The 24,662-nt window shown below is 64.4% G+C and carries 21 protein-coding genes and 1 other RNA gene; 3 read left to right on the plus strand and 19 right to left on the minus strand.

Going from position 1 to position 24,662, the window contains the following annotated elements:
* Nucleotides 1-23: 23 nt before the first annotated feature.
* The 16 genes from ftsA to rnpB form a co-directional block, all read right to left on the minus strand.
* Complete coding sequence (gene ftsA, locus FYB92_RS07540) at nt 24-1,436, minus strand: cell division protein FtsA (RefSeq protein ID WP_052955185.1); 1,413 nt, start codon at nt 1,434-1,436, stop codon at nt 24-26.
* Nucleotides 1,433-2,353: a cell division protein FtsQ/DivIB gene (locus FYB92_RS07545; RefSeq protein WP_332828416.1), complete on the minus strand. Its 921-nt coding sequence runs from the start codon at nt 2,351-2,353 to the stop codon at nt 1,433-1,435. The genes ftsA and FYB92_RS07545 overlap by 4 nt, the downstream gene beginning before the upstream one ends.
* Complete coding sequence (locus tag FYB92_RS07550; RefSeq protein ID WP_062809047.1) at nt 2,350-3,294, minus strand: D-alanine--D-alanine ligase; 945 nt, start codon at nt 3,292-3,294, stop codon at nt 2,350-2,352. The genes FYB92_RS07545 and FYB92_RS07550 overlap by 4 nt, the downstream gene beginning before the upstream one ends.
* Nucleotides 3,291-4,310, minus strand: a complete 1,020-nt coding sequence (gene murB / locus FYB92_RS07555) for a UDP-N-acetylmuramate dehydrogenase (RefSeq protein ID WP_003620575.1) — start codon at nt 4,308-4,310, stop codon at nt 3,291-3,293. Before murB ends, FYB92_RS07550 begins: the two co-directional genes overlap by 4 nt.
* On the minus strand, nt 4,310-5,761 hold the full coding sequence (murC, locus tag FYB92_RS07560; protein WP_003620573.1) for a UDP-N-acetylmuramate--L-alanine ligase: 1,452 nt from the start codon (nt 5,759-5,761) through the stop codon (nt 4,310-4,312). The genes murB and murC overlap by 1 nt, the downstream gene beginning before the upstream one ends.
* Before the next feature lie 32 nt (nt 5,762-5,793).
* A complete protein-coding gene (murG, locus tag FYB92_RS07565) occupies nt 5,794-6,909 on the minus strand; it encodes an undecaprenyldiphospho-muramoylpentapeptide beta-N-acetylglucosaminyltransferase (protein WP_062809046.1) in 1,116 nt (371 codons plus the stop codon).
* Nucleotides 6,906-8,075, minus strand: a complete 1,170-nt coding sequence (locus tag FYB92_RS07570) for an FtsW/RodA/SpoVE family cell cycle protein (protein ID WP_003620568.1) — start codon at nt 8,073-8,075, stop codon at nt 6,906-6,908. Before FYB92_RS07570 ends, murG begins: the two co-directional genes overlap by 4 nt.
* Entirely contained in the window at nt 8,075-9,475 is a 1,401-nt protein-coding gene (gene murD / locus FYB92_RS07575; protein ID WP_332828417.1) for a UDP-N-acetylmuramoyl-L-alanine--D-glutamate ligase, read from the minus strand. The genes FYB92_RS07570 and murD overlap by 1 nt, the downstream gene beginning before the upstream one ends.
* The gene (mraY, locus tag FYB92_RS07580; protein WP_003620564.1) at nt 9,472-10,563 is read right to left on the minus strand and encodes a phospho-N-acetylmuramoyl-pentapeptide-transferase; all 1,092 of its coding nucleotides are present in this window, start codon (nt 10,561-10,563) and stop codon (nt 9,472-9,474) included. The genes murD and mraY overlap by 4 nt, the downstream gene beginning before the upstream one ends.
* Entirely contained in the window at nt 10,563-11,990 is a 1,428-nt protein-coding gene (gene murF / locus FYB92_RS07585; RefSeq protein WP_332828418.1) for a UDP-N-acetylmuramoyl-tripeptide--D-alanyl-D-alanine ligase, read from the minus strand. The genes mraY and murF overlap by 1 nt, the downstream gene beginning before the upstream one ends.
* Complete coding sequence (locus tag FYB92_RS07590) at nt 11,987-13,462, minus strand: UDP-N-acetylmuramoyl-L-alanyl-D-glutamate--2,6-diaminopimelate ligase (RefSeq protein ID WP_062809042.1); 1,476 nt, start codon at nt 13,460-13,462, stop codon at nt 11,987-11,989. Before FYB92_RS07590 ends, murF begins: the two co-directional genes overlap by 4 nt.
* Nucleotides 13,463-13,464: 2 nt before the next feature.
* The gene (locus FYB92_RS07595) at nt 13,465-15,480 is read right to left on the minus strand and encodes a penicillin-binding protein 2 (protein ID WP_003620557.1); all 2,016 of its coding nucleotides are present in this window, start codon (nt 15,478-15,480) and stop codon (nt 13,465-13,467) included.
* A 36-nt stretch (nt 15,481-15,516) separates the two neighbouring features.
* Complete coding sequence (locus FYB92_RS07600; protein WP_062809041.1) at nt 15,517-16,350, minus strand: hypothetical protein; 834 nt, start codon at nt 16,348-16,350, stop codon at nt 15,517-15,519.
* Entirely contained in the window at nt 16,347-17,369 is a 1,023-nt protein-coding gene (gene rsmH / locus FYB92_RS07605; RefSeq protein WP_003620553.1) for a 16S rRNA (cytosine(1402)-N(4))-methyltransferase RsmH, read from the minus strand. The genes FYB92_RS07600 and rsmH overlap by 4 nt, the downstream gene beginning before the upstream one ends.
* On the minus strand, nt 17,366-17,845 hold the full coding sequence (gene mraZ / locus FYB92_RS07610; RefSeq protein WP_003620548.1) for a division/cell wall cluster transcriptional repressor MraZ: 480 nt from the start codon (nt 17,843-17,845) through the stop codon (nt 17,366-17,368). Before mraZ ends, rsmH begins: the two co-directional genes overlap by 4 nt.
* A gap of 327 nt (nt 17,846-18,172) precedes the next feature.
* Nucleotides 18,173-18,600, minus strand: an RNA gene (gene rnpB, locus FYB92_RS07615) — RNase P RNA component class A.
* Nucleotides 18,601-18,767: 167 nt separating this feature from the next.
* On the opposite strand from rnpB, the gene FYB92_RS07620 reads away from it, so the two are divergent.
* A complete protein-coding gene (locus FYB92_RS07620; protein WP_332828987.1) occupies nt 18,768-19,664 on the plus strand; it encodes an alpha/beta hydrolase in 897 nt (298 codons plus the stop codon).
* A 131-nt stretch (nt 19,665-19,795) separates the two neighbouring features.
* Here FYB92_RS07620 and FYB92_RS07625 read toward each other — a convergent pair whose 3' ends face one another.
* Together FYB92_RS07625 and zwf are read right to left on the minus strand one after the other, a co-directional pair.
* Nucleotides 19,796-20,239, minus strand: coding sequence for a hypothetical protein (locus tag FYB92_RS07625; protein ID WP_003620543.1), 444 nt, complete (start codon nt 20,237-20,239; stop codon nt 19,796-19,798).
* Nucleotides 20,240-20,242: 3 nt separating this feature from the next.
* Complete coding sequence (gene zwf, locus FYB92_RS07630; protein WP_075632199.1) at nt 20,243-21,721, minus strand: glucose-6-phosphate dehydrogenase; 1,479 nt, start codon at nt 21,719-21,721, stop codon at nt 20,243-20,245.
* A 257-nt stretch (nt 21,722-21,978) separates the two neighbouring features.
* Between zwf and FYB92_RS07635 the strand changes: the two genes are divergently transcribed.
* Both FYB92_RS07635 and FYB92_RS07640 read left to right on the plus strand, forming a co-directional pair.
* Entirely contained in the window at nt 21,979-22,254 is a 276-nt protein-coding gene (locus tag FYB92_RS07635; RefSeq protein ID WP_040510890.1) for a DUF2312 domain-containing protein, read from the plus strand.
* Nucleotides 22,255-22,337: 83 nt separating this feature from the next.
* The gene (locus tag FYB92_RS07640) at nt 22,338-23,144 is read left to right on the plus strand and encodes a hypothetical protein (RefSeq protein ID WP_332828419.1); all 807 of its coding nucleotides are present in this window, start codon (nt 22,338-22,340) and stop codon (nt 23,142-23,144) included.
* A gap of 352 nt (nt 23,145-23,496) precedes the next feature.
* Here FYB92_RS07640 and proB read toward each other — a convergent pair whose 3' ends face one another.
* Nucleotides 23,497-24,651, minus strand: coding sequence for a glutamate 5-kinase (gene proB, locus FYB92_RS07645; protein WP_332828420.1), 1,155 nt, complete (start codon nt 24,649-24,651; stop codon nt 23,497-23,499).
* Nucleotides 24,652-24,662: the final 11 nt, after the last annotated feature.

Raw genomic sequence — 24,662 nt, forward strand, 5'->3', positions numbered from 1 at the left:
AAATAAAGACTTTATCGTTAATATCATACCCTGTCGCGGATGAAATCGACGAAACGTCGGAACAGGCCGGTCGGGCGTACATCGCTGATTCCCGTATCGTTCAGCGCGTCGCCCGCACCTGCCGCCCATGCAAGCAGACCGGCGGACGTCGCAAACATTGGCCATGTCGCCGGGTTTTCCGGCAGGCCATGGATATGGCGTGGATGACCAAGTCGGACGCGCCGGTTAAGGACACGCGCCGCCATCGGGCCGATTCCCTCCAGCAGGGAACCGCCACCCGTCAGGACGACACGCCCATCGGCGGCAGGCCCCAGCCCGGCCATTTCCAGGCGGTCATTGACCATTTCCAGTGTTTCCTCCACGCGCGGATGAATGATGGAGACGATCCTAGAGCGGGGAATTCTGACATAATGATGGTCGTTGTCGCCAATAAGCTGCACCAGCACCATTTCCTGATCATCGCCGGAGGAGATTTCGGCTGACCCGTGCATGGTCTTCAGCCGTTCCGCATTGTCGATGGAGGTGGACAGGCCATGGGCAATGTCACGCGTGATGTGCTGACCGCCGATGGGGATGCTGGCGGTATGGATCAGCCTGCCTTCGCTGAATACGGCGATGGAGGTGGTGCCCCCGCCCATATCCACCACCGTGACGCCAAGGTCGCGCTCCTCCTCATTCAGGACGGCAAGGCCGGATGCCAGCGGGGCCGAGACCATGCCCGCGATCGTCAGGTCCACACGCGACAGCACTGCCTCCACATTGCGCAGCGCCGTGGTGTTGGCGTCGATCACATGCATGCGCGCGGAGAGGTGATCGCACAGGTGGCCGCGCGGGTCAGGCACGCCCTGCGTTTCGTCCACGGCGTAATCCAGCGGCAGCGTATGGATGGCCGAACGCCCTTCCGTCAGGGCACGCATGCGTCCTTCGGTCGTGATCCGGCGCATGTCCGCGTCCCCGATCTCGCGCCCGCCGATGGGCCAGCGGATGTTGAGGTGGCGGCTTTCGGGATGGCCGCATGACAGGTTGATGAAAATCTCGTCCTTGCGCAGGGTCGCCATGTCTTCGGCCTGTCCTACGGCGGCACGTATCGCGGCTTCTGCTTCCTTGAGGTCGACAATCCCGCCACAGCGCACGCCGTGCGAGCGGCGCCACCCGTGGCCAAGCACCCGCAGCGATCCGTCCGGCTCCCCCTTGCCAATCAGGCACACGATCTTGGTCGAACCGATGTCCAGCACGCTGAACAGGCCGGAACGCAGCTTGCGCTGGGGGCGGTCCTCCGCCATCGGGATGATGTTCGTCACCGCGCGCCGGTCGCGCCGTGCCGTGTTCGGCAGGGCGGGAACCGGGGCAGCCTGCCGCAGGGCTGGTACAGCGGGTACGGCGGGCGTACGCTGTGGGGCGGTGGGGGGATCGGGGCGGATGATCAGGTTACTCATGCACGTCTCCGCACATTGGCCATGTCCGGGCGGGTCCATGGCATGTCTGGGGCGGGCAACCCGCTGGGGGCTGCCGTGCCGGGGGGCGTATTGTCATTGCCTGCGGGGTGCGGGGGCTCGCGGATGATCAGGCGGTCGGGCAGGCGCATGTCGATGGAGAGGACGGGACGTTCGAGAATGCGCATGTCCTGCTGCATCTGCGCCAGCCGCCTGAGCGCGGGGACTTCTTCCCCTTCGGGCAGGAGTACGACCGTGCCGTCGCGCAGTGTCAGGTTCCACCGTCGTTGCCCCACGCGTACGGCCGCCGCGACATGGGCACGTACTTCCGGTTGCGCGGAGAGTTCATCCATCAGCGCGGCCGCGGCAATGTTGGCGTCCGGCCCGACCACCAGCGGAAGCTGCATGAACGCCTGTGCATCCTTGCCGGTCATTCCCTGATCGCGCACCTGGTTGCCTTCGCGGTCGATCAGCATGAAATGCCCGTGGTTCTGCCATACCGCAAAGGGGCGGCGTTCGATCAGGTGGATGATGATCGTATCGGGCAGGTGGCGTTCGATCACGGAATGGTCCACGAACGGCAGGGCGTCGATCCGTTGCCGCGCGGCATTGAGCGAGAAGCCGAGGATGAAGTCCCCCCTGCGCACGCCAAGCGCATCCTGAAGGGCGTCATCCCCCGTCAGTTCGTTGCCCGTGACCGTGATGTTCGTGATACGCAGCGGCAGCATGTTGACAATGCGTGCACGTAAGGGGGCAAAACGTTCATCCGACCCCAGGCGATGGGCGAATGCGACACATCCTGCCCCCACGGCGCACAGCACGAAGGTAAGCAGCGCAGGACGGATCAGCCGCTTCTGCCGACGTACGAAGATGGACAGCCGCGATGGGCGGTCATTCAGGTTGTCGGCCGCCCGCTTCATGTACGACAGGTCGCCTGTTCCACCAGCCACTGGCATAGCTGCGGATAGGCCACGCCACATGCCGCCGCCTGTTCCGGCAGAAGCGAGGTTTCGGTCATGCCGGGCTGTGTATTGGTCTCCAGTATGACCAGGCGTCCGGCCCCGTCGGGATCGCGGGTATCGTCATAACGGAAATCGGTGCGTGACGCCCCCCGGCATCCCAGCGCCCGATGCGCCGCAAGCGCGAGCGCGCGGGCGTGTTCGAACGCATCGGGATGGATGCGCGCGGGCAGTACATGCGATGACCCGCCCTGCTGGTACTTGGCGTCATAATCATAAAAGCCGTTCCCGCCGTCATCGCGTGGCGTGATGTCGGTTACGGTCAGCGCCCGGTCGCCCATCACACCTACTGTCAGTTCGCGTCCAGGTATGAACTCCTCAACCAGTGCGGAAGTTCCAAACCGCCATGACCGGGCGATGCTGGCGCGGGTGTTCGCACCCGCGCGGATGATATGCACCCCGACGGATGACCCTTCGTTCAGCGGCTTTATGACATATGGCACGGGCAGGGGGTCCGCAGCCTCCAGTTCCGACATGGCAACGACCATCCCGCGCGCCACCGGCAGGCCCGCCGCCGTGAACACGGCACGTGCCGCCGCCTTGTCCATCGCAACGGCAGAGGTACGGACCCCGGAATGGGTATAGGCAATGCCCATCCAGTCCAGCACGCCCTGTATGGACCCGTCCTCCCCAAACCTGCCATGCAATGCATTGAACACGACATCGGGGCGGTGCGTTGTAAGTTCGGAGACAAGCGCGCCCAAATCCTCACCCGCGATGACCTGCCGCACCGGATAGCCAAGTGAGCGCAGCGCGTCCGTCACACCTGCACCGGATTTCAGGCTGACCTCGCGTTCCGCCGACATGCCCCCCATCAGGACGGAGATATTCTGTCGTGTCATGCTGTCGTCTCCTTGCCCGGCGTCTCCTTGTCCGGGTGCTGTTCGGGGGGATGTGCGGCGGGCCGCCCGATCCGTCGGATTTCCCATTCAAGGGTCACGCCGGTATGTTCGCGCACGCGCGCGCGCACCCTCTCGCCCAGTTCCTCCAGCTCCGCGGCGGTGGCAGCGCCGGTATTGAGCAGGAAGTTGCAGTGTTTCTCGCTGACCTGCGCCCCGCCGAGCGTCAGCCCCCGGCATCCTGCCGCATCGATCAGTTCCCATGCCTTGCGGTCCGATATGTCCGGCGCGGGATTGCGAAAGGTGGACCCCCCGGTACGCGCACGCACGGGCTGTGCCGCTTCGCGCGCGGCGCGGATCTGTGCGATGCGTTCGCGGATGGCCGTGCCGTTCGACGGTTGCCCGCACAGGCGCGTGCGCACCACCACGGCCCCCTGTGGCACAAGGGCATGGCGGTAGCTGAACTTCAGCGCCCCGCCCGGCAGGCGCAGGGCCTCGCCATCGCGGGTGATGATTTCCACCCAGTCAAGGATGTTGGAAATGTCCGAGCCATAGGCCCCCGCGTTCATGGACACCGCCCCGCCTAGCGCGCCGGGGATGCCCGCAAGGAATTCCATCCCCGCAAGGCCGCAGGTTGCGGCATGTTCCGCCACCGTCATGTCCAGGCATGCGGCCCCTGCGATCAGCCCGTTGCCGTCATGCGCGATGTCGGCAAAGCCACGACCCAGGCGGATGACCACGCCATCAATGCCGCCATCGCGGATGATGGTGTTCGAACAGGCGCCAAGCACGCGTACCGGCACCTCCAGCGGGATATGGCGCAGCGCAAGGGCGAGGTCGCGTGCATCGGCCGGCTGCACCAGCAGTTCCGCCGCCCCGCCCACGCGGAACCATGTCCGTGGCCCCAGCGGGGCATCAGGCGTGAGGCGCCCGCGGAAATCCACCAGCGCACGGATCAGGTCCTCGCGCCATTGTACGGGGGTGGGGGCGGCAGGTGCGCCAGTTGCAGCCTGTGTCATTACGCCGCATCTTCCCCCTTGTGCGCCGCCGGGGCGGACGGGGCGGATTGCAGTTCGGCAAGCTGCCCCGGCAGGGCCTGCGCCCAGTGGGTGATCGACCCCGCGCCAAGGCAGACCACGAAATCACCGGGGCGGGCGATTGCATTGATCATTTCAGCAAGATGTTCCGGCCCGGGCAGGGGCACGACGGAACGGTGCCCGCGTTCACGCAGGCCCTCGACCAGGGCATCGCGGTCCATTCCTTCTATCGGCTGTTCGCCTGCGGCATATACGTCGGCGATGATGACGGTGCCAGCATCGTTCATGCATGTGCAGAATTCGTTAAACAGGCTCTGCAGTCGCGAATACCGGTGCGGCTGCATCACCGCGATGACATTGTTCGCCCCCGCCTGGCGCGCCGCCTTCAGGACGGCGGCGATCTCCACGGGGTGGTGGCCGTAATCATCGATCACGGTGATGCCGCCCGTTTCCCCCGTGCGGGTGAACCGGCGCTTTACCCCCTTGAACGCGGCAAAGGCGGAACGGATTGTCGCATCGTCAATTTCCATTTCCACGCCCACCGCGATGGCCGCCAGCGCGTTTTGGACATTGTGATGGCCCAGCATCGGCAGGCGGAACGGCCCCGCGCGGCGTGAACGGTTGCGGTTGCGGCTGGTGACGACCACCTCGAACGTGGCGCCAAGCTTGTCGGTAATGACCTTTTCCGCGCGGATGTCGGCCTGCGGGGAAAAGCCGTAGGTGACGATCCGGTGGTCCGACAGGCGCGGGATCATCTGCTGCACGGCGGGATGGTCGATGCACAGAACGGCAAAGCCATAGAACGGGATGTTGGAGACGAACTGGTCATATGCCGCCTGCATCGCCTCTTCCGTGCCCCAATGGTCCAGATGTTCGGGGTCCATGTTCGTCACCACGGTGATGACGGAGGGCAGGCGCAGGAAGGAGCCGTCGCTTTCGTCTGCTTCCACCACCATCCAGTCGCCCGACCCCATGCGGGTATTGGTGCCATAGGCCTCGATAATGCCGCCATTGATGACGGTGGGGTCCAGCTTCGCAGCCTCCAGCACGGCGGCGACAAGGCTGGTGGTCGTGGTCTTGCCATGTGTGCCGCCAACCGCGACGGACCAGCGCAGGCGCATCAGTTCGGCCAGCATTTCCGCACGGCGCACAACCGGGATCAGGCGCGCGCGCGCGGCCAGTACTTCGGGGTTGTCGCGTTGCACGGCGGTGGAGGTCACGACCACCTGCGCCGCGCCAAGGTTGGCGGCGTCATGGCCGATCGTGACCGGGATGCCCGACGCGCGCAGGCGTGCGACATTGGCGCTTTCGGCGATGTCGGACCCCTGTACCGCGTAACCCAGCATATGCAGCACCTCGGCAATGCCGGACATGCCGATGCCGCCTATGCCGACAAAGTGGATGGTGCCAATGGAAAGGGGCAGGGCTCTCATTATGTATCAGTCTCCGTCTTCGCTCTGCCGGATTAGGCGGCACTGGCCATGGGATGCAAGCATCCTTCTATCATGTCCGCCAAACGTGCGGCGGCGTCGGGGCGTCCAATCGCGCGCGCGGCCGTGGCGGCACGCGCCAGCGCATCGCGATCACCCAGCAGTTCCACCAGCATCGCCGCCAGCCTGTCGGGGGTAAGTTCGGCCTGCGGGATCATCCATGCCGCGCCCGCGGCGACCAGCGCGCGGGCATTCGCGCTCTGTTCGTCACTGGCGGCGATGGGCAGCGGCACGAGAATCGCAGGACGTCCCGCGACCGTTACCTCTGCCACCGATGATCCGCCGGCGCGTCCGATCACCAGATGCGCGTCACGCAGCAGGTCGGGCACGTTGTCAAGGAACGGCGCGACGGACGCCGGGATGGCACAGGCGCCATAGGCCGCGCGCACACGCTCCATATCCTCGGGGCGGACCTGTTGTGTGACCTCGATGCGCGCACGCAGCGGCGGGGGCAGCGTCGCAAGGGCTGCGGGGACGATATCGCTGAAGATGCGCGCGCCAAGTGATCCGCCCCAGACCAGCAGTCTTATCACGCCGCTTGAGGGGTGATAGGGCACGTCATGCACCGTTGCGATATCGGGGCGTACCGGCATGCCCGTTTCGGTGACGGGAACGCCCGGGGGCAGGCCAGCCACGGTGGGGAAGGAGGTTGCGATCGCCCGCGCCCAGCGTGACAGGAATGCATTCGCCCGGCCCATGACCGCGTTTCCTTCATGAAGGAATATCAGCGGCCGGTCCCTGCCCATCAGGTGCGCACCCAGAAGGGGCGGGACGGAAGGATACCCCCCGAATCCCACGACCGCCGCAGGTTGCAGCCCGCGCAGGATCGCGCGCGCGCGCCATGTCCCGTGCGCCAGCGCCAGGGCGGCGCGCGCGGCGCGTACCGCGCCACGTCCGGCAATTCCCGCGCCGGGCAGGACGAACTGCTGCCGGCCGGCGAAAATCCCCTTTTCACGGATGCCCGCGCGGCGGTCGGTCATTAGGCCGACCTCGTGCCCGCGCCGGACCAGTTCACTTGCCAATGCCTCCGCCGGGAAGAAATGCCCCCCCGTGCCGCCGGCTGCGATGATGATGGGGCGCGGGCGGGTCATGGGCGGGCTCTCCGGTTCAGGAACGCGGGCGTGGATGGCCCGAACTGGCTGTCGTTGGTGTTGACGCGCGTACGTGTCAGCGCAAGGACCATGCCGATCGTCAGGGCAACGGACATGGCGGACGAACCGCCATATGAAATGAAGGGCAGCGTCATGCCCTTGGTCGGGATCAGGTGCAGCGTCGATCCCATGTTCACGAATGCCTGCAACCCGAAGCCCGTCACCAGCCCGGTCGTGGCGATGACGATGAAAGGATCGTTTTCACGCAGGAGCTTGAGCAGCGCGCGAATGACGATCACGGCAAAGACCCCGATGATGAACATGCATACGATCATGCCGAATTCCTCCCCCGCGACGGCGAAGACAAAGTCGGCATGTGCATCAGGCAACAGGTCCTTTACGCGCCCTTCGCCCGGACCACGGCCCAGCAGCCCGCCATTGCCAAAGGCGCGCAGGGCGGTGTCGATCTGGTAATGGTCGCCCACCTCGGGGTGGAGGAAGCGCTCCACGCGGGAACGGACATGGGGGAAAACGGCATAGGCGCCGATAAAGGCCGCGATCATGCATCCCACGCCACCCGCCACGAGGAACAGGCTGAGCCCATCGACGAAAAGCTGCGTGATGAAGACGGTCGTAATGACGCTGAGCATCCCGATGTCGGGCTGTGACTTCAGCAGCAGCAGCACAATCCCGAACAGGCCGAGCGCAATCAGCATGCCGGGAAAGAATTTACGTTTCTGCCGTTCCGTCAGCAGCCATGCCGTCACCACGGCAAAGAAGGGCTTTAGGAACTCGGACGGCTGTACCGACATCATCGGCAATGCGATCCAGCGCCGTGCGCCCTTGATCTCGATCCCATGTACCAGTGTCAGCGCGGTGGCCATGATGCCCAGCACGAATCCCACGGCACCCACCACCTTTATCGTGCGTATCGACAGCAGCGATGTGCCGATCACGATGGCCGCGGCAAGCAGCAGGAAGCACACCTGTTTGAAGATGAACATGTCGCGTGATGCGCCGATACGCACCGCCACGGCCGGGCTTGCCGCCAGCATCAGGATATAGCCGAACCCGATCAGGATACCCACGCAGATCAGGGTGACGCGGTCCACATTGCGCCACCACCGCGCCATGGGCGATGTGTTGATACGTGACAGTGCCGCCATTATGCCCCATCCCGTCGCGGGGCGTGCGCATCCGCCGCCAGTGCGCTGACAAGCCCGGCAAAGTGCTGGCCGCGTGCCTCGAACCCTGTGAACTGGTCAAAGCTCGCACATGCAGGCGAGAGCAGCACCACAGGGGTATGAAGCGTGCGCGCGGCCGACAGGGCGGCGGGCACCGCATGGTCCAGCGTGCCGACAATGGTATGGGCGACCCCCTGTTCGCGCAGTGTGTGCGCCAGTTCGGGGGCATCGCGCCCGATCAGGAACGCATGCGCCACACGATCGAACAGGGGGACAAGATCTGCGATCCCGCCTGCCTTGGCAATTCCGCCCGCGATCCAGATCATGCGCTCATGACACGACATCGCGCGTGCGGCGGCATCCGCGTTTGTGGCCTTGCTGTCATCAATGAAACGGATGCCGTCAATTGTGCCGATGGTTTTCTGCCGGTGGGCAAGCCCGTCGAACGATGCCATGGCGGCCCCGATGACGGTGCGGGGACAGCCCAGCCACAGCGCAATGGCCGTCGCGGTGGCGGCATTTTCCGCATTATGCGCGCCGGGCAGGGAAGGGGCGTGCGCAAGGTCGGCAATCACGCCCGTACGGTCACGCAGCAGCCCGTCGTGAACCGACATGTCCGGTGCATCGGCCCCCCCGCCAGCCACCATCACGTCGATGCCGCGTGCCCGCAGATCCGCCGTCAGTCTGACGCAATCCGGCAACGTATCGCCCAGTACGGCAAGATCGCCCGCGCCCTGACGGTCGAAGATATGCAGCTTTGCACGGCTATAGCCCGCCATGTCCCCATGCCGGTCCAGATGGTCGGGTGTCAGGTTCAGCAGGCAGGCCGCATCGAAATGCATCCTGTCGAGGCGTTCGAGCATGTACGATGACATTTCAAGAACATAGACACCATTATCGGGCAATAAGGGCAGTGACAGGGCCGCAGGGCCAAGATTGCCACCGGCAATGGCGGGACTGCCGGCATGATCCAGCAGATGGGCCAGCAGAACGGTGGTCGTGGATTTGCCATTGGTGCCGGTCACCCCCACGAACCGTGCATGCGATCCCGCACGGCGGACGGCGCGGAACAGGAATTCCGCATCCGACACGATCGGCACCCCCGCCGCGCGCGCCATCGCCGCCACCGGATGGGGGGCCGGCAGGATGTGCGGGATGCCGGGTGACATCACCAGCGCATCGAACCCCGACATGTCCACCAGTGGGGCAAAGCTGACGCCCGCAGGGGCGTCAGGGGGGGCATGTCCCGACAACGTATCGTCCCACGCCTGCACCCGTGCCCCCATCGCGCCCAGCGCACGGGCAGCGGCCATGCCGTTGCGGCCAAGGCCCAGCACGGCGATGTGTTGTCCGGTGAACAGGTCGGTGGGAAATATGTTCATCTCAGTTTCAGTGTGGCAAGGCCACACAGTCCCAGCACAATGGAAACGATCCAGAAGCGTATGACGATTTTGGATTCAGGCCATCCCTTTTTCTCAAAGTGATGATGCAGGGGCGCCATCAGGAAAACCCGGCGCCCGGTACGCTTGTACCAGAAGACCTGGATGATGACCGAAAACGTCTCGATCACGAACAGCCCACCGACGATGCACAGCACCAGTTCATGCTTGACCGCAACCGCCACGGCCCCCAACGCCCCGCCAAGGGCGAGTGATCCGGTATCCCCCATGAACACTGCGGCAGGTGGCGCGTTGAACCACAGGAATCCCAGCCCCGCCCCCACCAGCGCGGAGCAGAAGATCCCCAGTTCCCCGGTGCCCGGCACGGCATGGAGTTGCAGGTAATCGGCAAAGATATGATTGCCCACCAGATAGGAAATCAGCGCGAAGACCAGTGCCGCGATGGTTACGGGCACGATCGCCAGTCCGTCCAGCCCGTCGGTGAAATTGACCGCATTGCCAAAGCCCGTGATCGTAATCATCGCGAACACCGGAAAGGCATAGCCCAGCGGCAGCAGCAGGTCTTTGACGAAGGGGAAGGCAAGGTGGTTCGCAAGGTCCGGTGGCATCAGCCCCTCGATCCAGATCCCGCCAATCAGGGAGACCGCGAATTCACAGCCCAGACGCATGCGCATGGACACGCCGTCGGTGTTGCGCCGCGACAGCTTGAGGTAATCATCGGCAAAGCCGACCGCGCCGAACGCAAGGGTGATGGTCATGACCGCCCAGACGAACCCGTTCGTCAGGTCAGCCCACAACAGCGTCGATCCCAGCAGGGAGACAAGGATCAGGACCCCCCCCATGGTGGGGGTCCCGGCCTTTTCCACCAGATGGCGTTCCGGCCCCAGTGTGCGGATGGGCTGTCCGCCGCGCTGGATACGGCGCAGGCGCGCAATCAGCGGGTTCCCCAGCATGAGGCTGAGCACCAGCGCCGTCAGGCATGCGGCCCCGGCGCGGAAGGTGATGTAGTGGAACAGGTTAAGGACCGAGACATGGCCCGCCGCGTGGCGTTGGAACAGGTCATAAAGCATCAGGCGCGCCCCCGCGCGTCATCATGCGTGCCAAGGGTGTTCAGGGCATCGACCACCTGGCGCATCTTCAGCCCGAGGCTGCCTTTGACAAGGATGGCGTCACCCGCGCGCATCGCCGCGCGCACCTGTGGGGCAAGGGTCGCGGCATCGGGTGCCCATGCACCACGTCGGGAGGGGGGCAGGAGATCAAAGAGATATTTCATGTTCGGGCCGCAACAAAAAACAAGGTCCGCATGTTCGCGGACATCTGGAAGAAGGGATTCATGCTGGTCACGCGCAAACGCGCCCAGTTCGAGCATGTCGCCAAGCACTGCGATACGCCGCCGTGCCGGGACCTGCCCCAGGACATCAAGCGTCGCGCGGATCGAGGCGACCGACGCGTTGTAGCTTTCATCAAGCAGGCTTGCCTGCCCGTGCAGTATGGGGGTGATCGCCCCGCGTCCGGCCCCGGGGCGGAAATCCGCAAGGCCCCGCACCGCGCATACCATGTCCGCCCCCACCGCGTATGCCGCCGTCAGCGCAACCAGCGCATTGCCCGCCATATGGCGGCCTGGTGCATGCAGGTCGACCGTGCCCGACCATCCGTCGATCAGGGCACGGAACGCACCACCATCGGGGCGGCGCTGGAAATCTTCCATCCGCGCCGTGCTGCCGGGGTGCGTGCCCGCCGTCCACAGGCGCGCGCCATGGTTACGGGCCTGTGTGGCGAAGATGGCCATGCCCGTCACGTCATCGGGCACGATCGCCACCCCGTCCTGCGGCAGGGCCGCGATCAGGTCCGACTTTTCACGCGCGATGGCCTCCAGACTGCCCATATGTCCCAGATGCGCCCCGGTGATGGTCGTGATGACCGCGACATCAGGCCGCACCATCTGTGCCAGAGGGGCGATTTCGCCAGGGTTGTTCATGCCCACTTCACACACGCAGAACATGGCCGACGCAGGCAGGCGCGCCAGTGTGAGCGGCACACCCCAGTGATTGTTGTAAGACGCAACCGCCCAATGGGTCGGCCCGCACGCGCCCAGCGCATGGCGCAGCATGTCCTTGGTGGTGGTCTTGCCCACGCTGCCGGTCACGGCGATCATCCGGCCCGCGAACCGCGTGCGCGCAAATGCCGCCATGGCGTTGAGCGCGGCCAGCGTGTCATCCACCAGCAAGATGCGCGCGTCATCCACGCCGGGATCGCGATGGGCGATCACAACGGCCGCACCAGCATCCAGTGCGCGGGCGATGTGCGCATGCCCGTCGGAGTTTTCCCCCACCAGTGCGACGAAGATGTCACCTGCCGCCAGTGTCCGCGTGTCGATGGAAACACCGGTTGCGCGCAGACCCTCGCACGATGCCGCGCCGGGGTGGGCGGACGCGCGGAAATGCCCGCCCGTCGCCGTGAGGAGTTCGGTGCCGGTCCACAGGATGGGGGCGGTCATGGGGCGTTCGCCAGTTCGCGGATGACGGAAACATCGTCAAAGGGCAGGACCGTCGTACCGACCGTCTGCCCCTGTTCATGGCCCTTGCCCGCGACGACCATCACGTCCCCGGCCTTGAGCCGCGACAGCCCCTCGGCAATTGCCTGCCTGCGCCCGCCGATATCGCTGGCGTCCGGCGCGCCCGCCATGACCTCGCGCCGGATGGCTGCTGCATCCTCCGTACGGGGGTTGTCATCGGTGACGATGGCCATATCGGCCAGGCGCCCCGCAACCGCGCCCATCAATGGCCGTTTACCCCGGTCACGGTCGCCACCTGCGCCAAATACCGCCACCAGCCGTCCCGACGCATGTGGCCGCAAGGACAGCAACAGCCGTTCCAGCGCGTCGGGCGTATGGGCGTAATCAACATAAACCGCCGCCCCGTTGGGCAGGGTCACGGCATGTTCCATCCGCCCGCGCACGCCGACAAGGGCGGGAAGGCAGTTGATGGCCGCGGACATCATATCCCTGCTGCTCGCCGCAAGCCCGGCGGCCAGAAGCATGTTATCCACCTGGTAACGTCCGGGCAGCCGTGTGGCGACCTCATGCCGCGTGCCATTGCATTCCACATCCAGCACCTGCCCATCCGGGCGCGGGGTCACGCGCAGCAGGCGGATCGCATCCCCGCCTTCCCCCACCAGCCGCAGGTCCAGCCCCCGTTTCACGGCAATGGCGCGCAGCGCCTCCAGCGTTGCGCCCTCCATGTCCGCGTTGGCCACCGCCAGGCCACCCGGCGGCAGCAGCGTATCGAACAGGCGCAGCTTTGCCGCGCGATAGCTGTCCATGTCACCATGGTAATCAAGGTGATCGCGCGTCAGGTTGCTGAACCCGGCAGCGGCAAGGGGCACCCCGTCAAGGCGGCGCTGTGCAAGGCCATGGGAGGAGGCCTCAATGGCGATGTCATCCACCCCATGTTCATGCAGGGTGCCAAGCGTCAGCGCCATTGTCACGCCATCGGGTGTCGTCAGCGATGGTCCCGACAGCGCGGGCACGGTGGGGGAGATGATGCCAAGCGTGCCGATGCTCGCGGCGGCATGTCCCTGATGCTGCCAGATCTGGCGCACGAATTCGACCGTACTCGTCTTGCCATTCGTGCCGGTCACGGCGACAACATGGCCGGGCATCGCGGGCATCAGCGCTGCCGCCATCACTGACAGGGCGTGGCGCGGGTCGTCGGTTGCGATGCATGCAATGTCATGTCCCGCCTGCCGCACCGCAGCGCAGGCATCCGGTGTCGAAATGATGGCGCACGCACCCTGTTGCAGCGCCTGCGTAATAAAGGCGCGGCCATCGGCGCGGTTGCCCGCGATGGCGGCGAAGATCATGCGCGGGCGCACCTGCCGGCTGTCGGCCGTGATCCCGCTGACTTCCGGGTCATGGCCGCAGCCATCCGTCGGAAGGCCCGCGCGGTGCAGTGCTGTCGTCAGTTTCATATCTATCCCCGTTCCTGCCGCTTCTTTAACGGCATGGCCCCTTCGCGTTCGTCCCGTGCGGCATGCATGCGCGCCAAATGCCCCGCTTCGGACGTCATTTCCCCTGTCCCATGATGGCTGCCATGGCGACTGCCCTCGCTTTCATGCAGGTGCATGGTGCCAGGATCATTCCCCGGACCCAGCGCGCGATATCCATGCGGGACGGGCGGGCGCATCGGGATGAACAGGGAATTCTCGATCGCCTCCTGATGCGCGGTGTCGGGGAACAGGCCCATCATCGGTGCGATGCGGGTGATGATATGCGATGCCGTCGGCGCGGCGTTCCATCCCGCCGTGGTCCATCCATGTGTCTGTGCCGTCGGTTTGGGACTGTCGAGCATGACATAGACCGCATAACGCGGTGCATTCATCGGGAATATGCCGGTAAAGGCCGAAACGTTAACATGCTTAAGATAGCCGCCATGCGCGCCGATCTTTTCGGCCGTACCCGTCTTGCCCCCCACGTAATAGCCTGCGGATTCCGCCCGGTCGCCCGTGCCCTTGGTCACGTCAAGGCGCAGGATCTTGCGCAGGATGGATGAATTTTCCGCCGAGATCAGGCGTTGTGCATCCGGGGTCTGTGCCGCCATGTCCGTATCGGGCACGGGGGTGCCGCCCGGCGTCCTGTCCTGGTCATGCAGCAGCAGCGTGGGTTTGAGCAGGAAGCCACCATTGGCCGTCGCCGCCGTGCCGCGCACGATGGCCAGGGGAGGTTCTGCCACGCCATGTCCGAAGGCGACGGTCATGACAGTGGAAACACCCCAGTTGCGCGTGGAAGGGATAATGGGGTGCCCGGCCTCGGGCAGTTCGATGGGAACGCGCGCGAAAAAGCCCATGTTGCGCAGCCAGTCCTGCTGGCGCGCCGCCCCCGCATCAAGCGCGATATGCGCCGCCGCAGGGTTGGAGGAATGGGCCATGACCTCTGGCAGGGAAAGCCACGGGTCGAAATGGTCGTTTTTCATGTCGGAAATGGTGAAGCGCCCGACCTTGATCGGCACGCTGGAAAAACGGTCCCATATGTGCGCGACCCCATCCTGCAGCGCCATGGCCGTCGTCTGCAGCTTGAAGGTGGAGCCGGGTTCATACATGCCCGTCACCGCGCGGTTGAAGCGGGCGTCGGCGGGGGCATGGCCGAAATCATTGGCGTCATAGTCAGGCAGGCTGACCATGGCGATGATCTCCCCATTGCGTACATCCATCACGATGGCGCATGCGCCGATCGCCTGGAATGTATCCATGGCCGATTGCAGTTCATCATGGACCACATTCTGCACCCGGACGTCGAGCGAGAGCGTGAGCGGCGCGCGGTTACTGTCGAGGCGCTTGTCAAAGAACCGTTCCACTCCGGCGACGCCATGGTCGTCGATGTCCACCCCGCCCATGATCTGCGCCGCGACGCGCCCCATGGGATAGCGACGGCGTTCACCCGGTTCGAAATAGATTCCGGGAATGCCCAGGTTATTGATCGCCAGTTCCTCTGCCGGCGAAATGTCACGCGCCAGATAAACAAACTGCCGTGCCGATGACAGGCGGCGCAGGGTTTCCGCCGCATCAATATGGGGGAGTACCTGCTTGAGCTTGCGTGTGGCGTCCTGCGGGTCGATCATTTCCTGCGGGTTGGCATAAACCTGCGCCACCGGCAGGGAAATCGCCAGCGCCTGGCCGTTGCGATCCACGATGGAGGCCCGATGCACCTGCGGCAGGACGATGTCGTTGGCCACCATGCCCTTCGGGTCGCTTTTGGGGATGGGCGGAACCTGTGGCGCGATCTGGTGCTGCTGTGGGGCAAGCGGCATGATGATCGTCGCAATGCTCAGCTTCACGCCCACCGCGCCGAACAGCACGCAGAAAACCCCCGCCACGACCAGCAGGCGGGTGTCCGTTTTGTAGCGTGCCATGTTCATGCGCAAAGTCCCGCCTGTGGGGCGGGAACTGTCCGTATGTGTATCCTGGCTGGGCGGGCGGGGCGTATCGTTCATGTCACCGACGGTATCCGGCAGCGGAAGCGACCGTCGTCAGTTGCTGACGGGTACGGGCGGGGGAAGGGCGGACGTACGGGAATTGGCCAGCGAACTGCCACCCCCGCCACGGACGGAGGAAAGTGTGTCTGCCGGATGCCATGCCGCATCCGACACTTCATGCGCGGGATGGTAACGATAGGGCGCGACATGGGTGCTGGCCAGCACGACGTCATGGGTGGGGGCCGCCGTGTGGGTCACGCGTGCGGGCAGGTGGGCCGGGGCCTCATTCTCCGCCATGACGGTGGCGGGACGTTCAACCGGACGTGGCGCGGGCTTTGGCACGTCATGTTCCGGTCGGTCGGCATGCAGGGCGGTGGCCTCCACACGGGCGGCCTCCACACGGGCGGGTTGCGCATGGCGTGTCACCGGCGTGGGGGATGGCGACATCACGGGCGGTCGCGGGGTACTGGCCTGCGCCATCACCATGGGCGCGGCATGGGGATGCGGCACGGGGTCGGGCGTGGTGACGGTCATGTGGTCCGCAGCAAGGGAGATACCCATATTCGCACGCGGGTTGGCCGGTGCAATGGGCGTGGATCCCGGCGTGGGCAGATGTGAACCCAGGGCGGCCATCTGTACGAATTGCGTTGGCGCCACAGGGCGCAGCGTCGGGTCATAACGTTCGGCCAGGACATGCAGCCGGTCGGGCTGGTTCAGCATCGTCCATTCCGCGCGCAGCATGGCCGTCTGGTCACGCGTGCGTTCGGTCTGCATCACGATCTGTGCGATCTTCTGGTCCAGCGCGGAAGTCTGCTGTTTCTTGGTATACAGGAACAGCCCGGACCCCGCCGTCATGAGGGCGCATAAAAGCGTGATGATGCGGATCATTGCTGCTGTCCCATGTATGTGGCGGAATCCGTGTCCGGGAATGTCATGACGCGTTCGACCGTGCGCAGCCGCGCGCTGCGTGCGCGCGGATTATGGCGGCATTCCGTATCCGACGGGCGGATGGCCTTGTTGCGGACAAGGCGGAAGGCGGGGCGTTGCGTACTCTGCATGGCGGCGCCCGGGTCGTGGCGTGAAGGGCCGGGCATGCGGCCTGATGCGCGGTTCATCGCAAGCTTTACCAACCGGTCCTCCAGCGAATGAAAGGACACGACCACCAGCCGCCCGCCCGGCGCCAGCAGGCCAAGCGCCTGTTCCAGCCCGCGTTCGATCTGCCCCAGTTCGTCATTCACATAAATGCGCAGGCCCTGGAACGTGCGCGTCGCGGGGTCGATGCCCGAACGGTCCGCCCGCACGACCGAACGCACGATGTCCGCCAGCGCCGCCGTGGTGGTGATCGGGTTTTCCGCCCTTGCCGCGACAATGGCGCGCGCCACCCGGCGCGACATCCGTTCCTCGCCATAGGTATAGATGATGTCGGCCAGTTCGCTTTCCTGATAGCGGTTGACGACATCGGCGGCGGTCGTGCCCTCGTCCCCCATGCGCATGTCCAGCGGCCCGTCCATGCGAAAGGAGAATCCGCGCTCGGGCTGGTCGATCTGATAGGAGGAGACCCCAAGGTCAAGCACCACGCCATCAAGTGCATCCACCCCACGCGCGGCGAGGAGGGAGGCCATGTCCCCGAACCCGCCCTTGATCAGGCGCAGGCGCGACTGTTCCTGCCCGTCGGGGAAGGACGTGGCCAGCGCCGCGCCACGTGCGATGGCGGCGGGATCGCGGTCGATGGCCCACAGCGTGCATTCCGCGGCCGACAGGATGGCGCGCGCATATCCGCCGCCGCCAAACGTCCCGTCGAGGTAGGTCGCGCCATCACGCGGTGCGAGGTCACAGAGCACCTCTGCCAGCATGACCGGTATGTGGCCGCCATCAATGCGGGGTGGGGTGGGGGGCGTCGTGGTCATGCCGATCCTTCCGGTGGGGAGGCGGCCGTCTTCCTGCCCGATGTCAGTGCCCGCGCCCGTGTGCGCGCCTCGTCCCGGCGCTGCGCCGCGGCGTCGGGGTCCCATACCTGAAAGATGCGTCCCAGCCCCATGAACGTGACCTGTTCGGTCAGGTTGGCGTGCGCACGCAGTGTTTCAGGCAGCAGGATGCGTCCTTCCTTGTCCGCGTCGATGGGATAGGCATCGGCATAGAGCGCGGTGGCAAGGTCGTCATGGTCCTCGGAAAAGATGTCCACTTCGTCCAGCGGGCGCGCAAGTGCGGAGAATGAGGCGCTTGGCCATGCTTCGAGGCAGGGATGCAGATGGGACGGGCGCATGATGACCAGCGGTTCGCCCGCCCGTGAAAGGGTGCGCAGCGTCGCGCGGAAAGCCGACGGGATGGAGACCCGCCCCTTGGCATCCAGCCGGTTCTGATGCGTGCCAAGGAATACACTCACGCTGCGCGATGCCCTCCCCGGCATGAATTACAGAAGGTCCGAGACCGTGCCCGGCGCGGGTGAAAGGTGCTTCCTTCACTCAACTTCACTGGGTCTATGTGGGATATCATGGGATTTCATGGGCGGTCAATTAAAGATATGCAAAAAATGGCGGCAGACTGCTATTGTTCAGCCGTAAGGGGTGTAATGACAGGTAAAGAGGAATATATCCGGCAGACCGGGGGCATAAATGCCACCAGTCGGCAGATGTTTATGTTTTGTTCTTTTTAATGAATACTTAATCCCGCCTCTGGGTTCGTGCCATGCAGGCCCATGCAGGGGGATAAAGATGCCAGACGGTCTGTAAGCCGGGTTCTGTCCATCCCCGAAGGGATGGGACGACCATTCCTCTGGGACGCGCCTTGCGGCACGCCTCACGCGACCAACCCGAACGACGGGGCGGAAAGGCCCCTGACGGCGCGGACCGGAATCCGCCCGCCTGCCGTTCCTATTCGGTCTTGCTCCCGGTGGGGTTTGCCCTGCCGCCCATGTTACCATGCGCGCGGTGCGCTCTTGCCGCACCGTTTCACCCTTACCCCCAACATCCGGCCCGATCGTAAAACCGGTCCATCAGCCGTGGGGGCGGTCTGTTTTCTGTGGCACTGTCCCTGGGGTCGCCCCCGCCGGCCGTTAGCCGGCACCGTTCTTCCGTGGAGCCCGGACTTTCCTCCATCATTGCGCACGGGCGCGCCGACAGCGGTCGTCCGACCGTCTGGCATGCGGAAACTGGCGGTGCATGCGTCCCGCGTCAAGGGCTAAAGCCTTGGGACGCGAAAACTCATGACCGATTACGAAAGGCGTGCTGTTGTCTGTTTCTGATGTCGCGGCGTCCGCGCCCCTTCCGCGCGGGCGGCTTCCGGGGCTTTTGACCCGCCTGTTCCTGATGGGGGCGAAGGCGAGTGCGGCCCGTCACAATCATGTCCCCCATTCGCTGGAGGATATTCGCCGACGCTTTGACCGTCCCTGTTTTCCGCAACGTCTGTCGCGCCTGCAGGTCCGGCGTGTCATCGACATGCGCGTCCCCGGTGCGACTGAACTGCGGCCCGCGCGGCTTTATGTTCCTTATGGCAAGGTGCGCGGCGTCGTACTGTTCATGCATGGGGGGGGATATGTCCATTGTGGCCTGAACTCCCACGATGGGATCTGCTGTCGCCTTGCGCGGCAGTCAGGGGCGGCTGTCCTGTCCTTTGACTACCGCCTTGCGCCGGAAAACAGGTTTCCTGCCGCCGTGGATGACTGCTGGGCTGCGCTGCAATGGCTGGTGGCAGAGGCATGGCGGTGGGGTGGGAAGGTCGCGGTGGCGGGGGACAGCGCGGGCGGTACGCTTGCTGCGGTCCTCAGCCAGATGAGCCGTGGGTGGGGGCATCCGCCGCTTGCCCTGCAATTACTGTATTACCCTTCACTTTATGGAGAGCGCCCGGTTCCCTCGCGTGAAGTCTATGCAAATGGCTATGTGCTCAGCACCCGTGTGATGGAATGGTATGCGCAGGAATATATCCGCGACCCGCAGGATCTGCGCGATCCACGTCTGGCGCCGGTCTTTGCGTCTTCGCTTGCCAACCTGCCGCCCGCGGTCATCGCCCTTGCGCAGTGCGATCCCCTGCATGATGAGGGAACGGGATATGCCGCTGCGATGTGCACAGCGGGGTCGCGGGCCATCACCCGGACATGGCCGGGGACGGTCCACGGTTTTCTTAATTTCTACTCATTCCTGCCCGGCGGGAAATCCGCGATCCGCTATGGCGCGCGACACTTGCGTGAAGCATTCGCCCGCACCTGAACCATGCATCCAGATGTAACGGAACCCTCAGTCATCCGGGGGGCGCCGCTTTACAAAGGCGGCGTTTTTGAACGTTTCCGGGAAAGCCGCAGCGCGGGCTTTATGCAGGGCTTGCGGCGTGCCATCGCTGTTTACTGCGGCATGGCGTGGAACACGCCGGGGGTCTGCCAGTCGGTCTGCACGCTTTGTGACAGGCGGTCCACACGCAGTGTGAACAGGCGCGGCAGGGTATTGTGGTCGCCCGGGCAGGAACCGGAATGGCGTTCCATGACGTCAAGGTTGGTGGCATCGGGCGGGTCGTTGCCGTTGAGGACGAACAGCAGGCAGTCCTTGCGGTCGTGCGTCATGCCGTTATGCGTCACGATCGTGCGGAAATGTTCCACAAGTGCGGTGTTGTCGAACCAGCTGACCTTTGAAAAGGTCAGCCGGTCGGCGGCCTGGTCCAGCCACCCCATGCGCATGACGATAAAGGCCAGCAGCGCCATGGGGATCACCATCAGCACGCGCCGGACGATCCGCTGGCGGATGGTCATGGGCGCGCGCTTGCGGCCGGAAAGGCGGGGGGAAACGGCCATGCGTTATTTCATGTCCTCGTGCCACAGGTGTCCCGACTGCGCCAGCAGGTTGCGCGCGCCCTCAGGCCCCCATGTCCCGGCGGGATAGGGTTCAAGCGGGGCTTCGTTCTTGCTCCATCCCTGCAGGATGGGGTCGATCCATTTCCATGCGGCCTCCACCTCATCACGCCGGATGAACAGGATCGGATCGCCGCGCACGACATCAAGCAGCAGCCGTTCATAGGAATCGGGATAACGGATATTGAACGCCTTTTCAAACTCGATGTTGATGTCCGCCTCACGCAGGGACAGGCTGTCGGTCGGGGTGGGGTCCTTGGTGGAAACCGACAGCATGACGCCCTCGTCGGGCTGGATGCGGATAACCAGGCGGTTCGCGGCGGGACGGTTGGCAAAGATGGTCCACGGCGCGGACTTGAACTGGATCACGATCTCGCTGCATTTCTCTGCCATGCGCTTGCCCGACCGGAGGTAGAACGGCACATTGCCCCATCGCCATGACAGGATTTCGGCCTTCAGCGCGACAAAGGTTTCCGTCTCGCTCGTAACGCCTTCGCCAAGGTCCTCCAGATAGCTGCCAACCGTCTGCCCGTTGACATGTCCGCGCATATACTGCCCGCGGGAGGTATAGATCGCGACATCGGACGGCCGGATCGGCTTGAGTGCGTGCAGCACCTTGAGCTTTTCATTGCGCACGCTGTCCGCATCCAGCGATACCGGCGGGTCCATCGCGACCAGACACAGCACCTGCAGCAGGTGGTTCTGGATCATGTCACGCAGGCAGCCGGACCGGTCATAATATGCGCCGCGCCCTTCCACCCCCACGGTTTCCGCGGCCGTGATCTGCACATAATCAATCGCGTCGCTGGTCCACAGGCGTTCGAACACCGGATTGGCGAAACGCAGCGCGATCAGGTTCTGGACCGTTTCCTTGCCCAGGTAATGGTCGATGCGGAAAATGTGGTTTTCGGGGAAATGCCGCCCGACGCTGTCATTGATGGCGTTCGCGCTCTGCAGGTCCGTGCCGATCGGCTTTTCAAGGACAACGCGCGACTGCTCGGTTATCAGGCTCTGCTTGCTCAGGTTCTCGCAGATCTGGCCATACAGTGCGGGTGATGTCGCAAGGTAATAGACCCGGATGCGGGTTTCGGGTTCCTGATCAAGCAGGCCGCGCAGGTCGGCCCAGTTGCTCTGTGCCTCGGCACCGTTCAGGCTGACATAATGGACCAGTTCGATAAAGCGCGTGACCGTGTCCGCCTCCAGCGAGGCGGGGGGGATGTGCTCCTGCAGTGCCTGTCGCGCACGGTCCTGATATTCCCCCCGCGAGAGGGGGGAGCGTGCGGTCGCGATGATACGCGCATCCGCCGGGACCTGCCCGTCGCGAAAGCGGTAATACAGCGCAGGTAGCAGCTTGCGCATGGTCAGGTCGCCCGTTCCACCGAAGACGATGTAGTCGAACGTATCGACGGGGGGAAGATGTGCCATGAAAATCGGCCTCCTGCCTGATGTTCTGTTTCCAGCCCCGTATTTCCGCCATGCATGGCATATCGGGAACGCGGATGCGCCGGTACCAACGCTCAGGGACCGATTAGGGCTGCCTTTTGGAGCATGTCAAGCTGGCATTGACCCGCGTTCATCATCGCGATAAGCCCGCCGTTCAAATACGTTATGCGTGCCGCCTGCTTGTGGGAGGCATGGCGGGGTGTATGACGGCCCCATCACTATATCCGGAGGCAGCGGACATGAGTGCCGATAATTTCGAAACTGACGACAGCAGCGCGGCCGTTGGGGGCATCGCCGCCGACCGGTTGCGCAGTATCATCGAACGTGTGGAGCGCCTTGAAGAAGAGCGCAAGGCGCTGGCCGGGGATATCAAGGACATCTATACCGAGGCGAAGTCCGCAGGCTTTGATACCAAGGTGATCCGCCAGATCATCCGCCTGCGCAAGCAGGAACCCGCCGAGGTGGAGGAACAGGAAACCCTGCTGGACATCTATCGTCGCGCGCTGGGCATGTAATGTTCCGTCGGGATGATGGGCATATGGTTCCCCGCCGGGGTTAAGGGTATGTTTCCTGTCATGCAGAAGGTCAGGAGACACCCATGACGCTACCTTGGCCCGAATGGCTGCCGCAATGGGCGCAGGCGCTGGTCCTGATCGTGGGGCTGGTATTTGCCGTGTTGTGGATGCTGGTTCCCTTTGCGGTGATCGGGGTGAAGGGGCGGCTGGATGCCCTGGCGGTGCAGATTGATGATCTGCAGGCCGAATTGCGCGTCATGGCAATGTCCAGCAATTCCGCCGCCATCCGTGAAGAAGCGGAGGGCACATCGGGCGAGCCCTTGTCCGAAGTTCTGCGCACACAGGATCGCGCACGGGATTACGTGCAGGGGCGTAATCAGGATCACGAAGACCCGGACCGGACTGGGGCCGCACAGGCCGCCCACGCCCGTCCGGCCCGCATGCTGGACCCCGAAGATCCGCAGTGCGATATTCCTGCCTATGAACGTCGTGCATCGCCGCCAGCGGCTGATGCGCCAGCGGCGGCAACGGTCCATGTGGCCGATGGTGATGATGACCGCATACGATCCGATATGCCGCCGGGTCCGCCACGGCCACGTGAACATGCCCCCCGTTCCACGCCCCCCCCATGGCAGGAGAGTGCGCAGCAGGAGCAGCAGGAGCAGCAGGAGCAGGGCACGCAGCCGCCGTCATCATCCCCGGTGGTGCCGGATGCCCCGCGCATGCCATTGCGTGCCCGGGTTCCGCCTGCGGTGGGCGCGACCGGGCAGGATGGGGGGGCGCGTGCCGCCATGGCGCGGAAGGTGGAAACGGGGCTTCCCCGCATGGCGCGCTGGGCGGAACGGCGGCAGCGTTCGGAACCGACATTGCGCTGGCCCCCACGACCATGATGATCCCTGCGGCGTCCCGGAAATATCCGGGAAAGAAGCTTTGGTCATATCCCCCTTAGATGGGGGAAAGGGTTTTTGGGGATGGGACGGCCGTTGCCAAAAACGTCAATACGAAGACTGTTTGAAAAGTCAGGCTCAAGAAGATCTGAAATCATAAAGGTTTTTGGTGAAGCTTTTTCTAAAAAGCTTCAGAAGACGCCGCCTTTTTGAAAAAAGGCGGCACCCAAAAACTTTTCTTGTTTTCAAGCACTCTCTACAACTTGTTTTCGACAGGCTTCATTATTTCAGTGGGGTGTTTGTCCTGCTTGTGCAGCGAGGCCCCTTGGTTGGCTGCCGTTGCATCCCAAAGGGTTCAGGAAGCCTGCGCACAGGACCGGTCATTCAGCACCAGATCGTCGCGATGGATGATTTCATCGCCACCGTGCCAGCCAAGGATATTTTCGATCTCGTCCGATTGACGGCCCACGATACGCACGGCATCCGCCGCGCCATAGGAAGACAGGCCATGGGCGATGCAATGTCCATGCATGTCCATTACGCTGACAAGGTCGCCGCGATCGAATTCGCCCGCAATCGCCTGTACTCCCGCAGGCAGCAGGGAGGAACCGCTCTGCAATGCGCGGACCGCCCCATCGTCGATGACAAGGTGCCCTGCGGGCGTCAGGCTGCCGCCAATCCATTTCTTGCGCGCAGATCGTGCATCGGGCGAGGGCAGGAACCATGTGCAGCGCCCACCATCCCACAGTGCGCGCAGCGGATGCAGCGGCTTGCCCTGTGCAATGACCATGGCGCATCCTGCCTGGGTTGCGATCCGTGCGGCCATCAGCTTTGTGCGCATCCCGCCAGAGGAATAGCCGGGCGGAGGGGCGCCCCCCATGGATTCGATCTCTTCCGTCAGGCTTTCGACCACCGGTAGATGCCGCGCCCCGGGGTCTGTGCGCGGGTCGGCGGTATACAGACCGTCAATGTCCGACAGCAGCACAAGCTGGTCCGACGTGGTCATTTCCGCCACACGCGCGGCCAGACGGTCATTGTCGCCAAAACGGATTTCGGTCGTCGCAATGGCATCGTTTTCATTGATGATCGGCACACAGCCCAGCGTCAGCAGTGTATTGAGCGACGCACGTGCATTGAGATAGCGACGGCGATGTTCCGTATCATCGGGCGTCAGCAGCAGTTGCGCTGCATTCAGGCCATGTCGCGACAGGGCGTTGGTCCATGCCTGCGCCAGGCGGATCTGCCCCACGGACGCAGCGGCCTGTTTTTCATCCAGTCGCAGCACCCGGCGCGTCAGGCCAAGCTGGTGACGGGCAAGGGCGATCGCACCGGAGGAGACGACAATGACCTGCGCGCCGCGTGTGCGCAGGGCGGCGATATCGGCCGCGACACTTTCCAGCCATTCCTGCCGGGGGGAGGCGGTTTCGGCATCAACAACCAGGGCGCTGCCGATCTTGACGACGATACGCTGTCCGTTCTGCAGGCTGGGCAAGGGAAGGGGGACTGTCACGGCTGTCTCTA

Source organism: Novacetimonas sp. GS1, from assembly GCF_036686925.1.
GTDB lineage: Bacteria > Pseudomonadota > Alphaproteobacteria > Acetobacterales > Acetobacteraceae > Novacetimonas > Novacetimonas hansenii.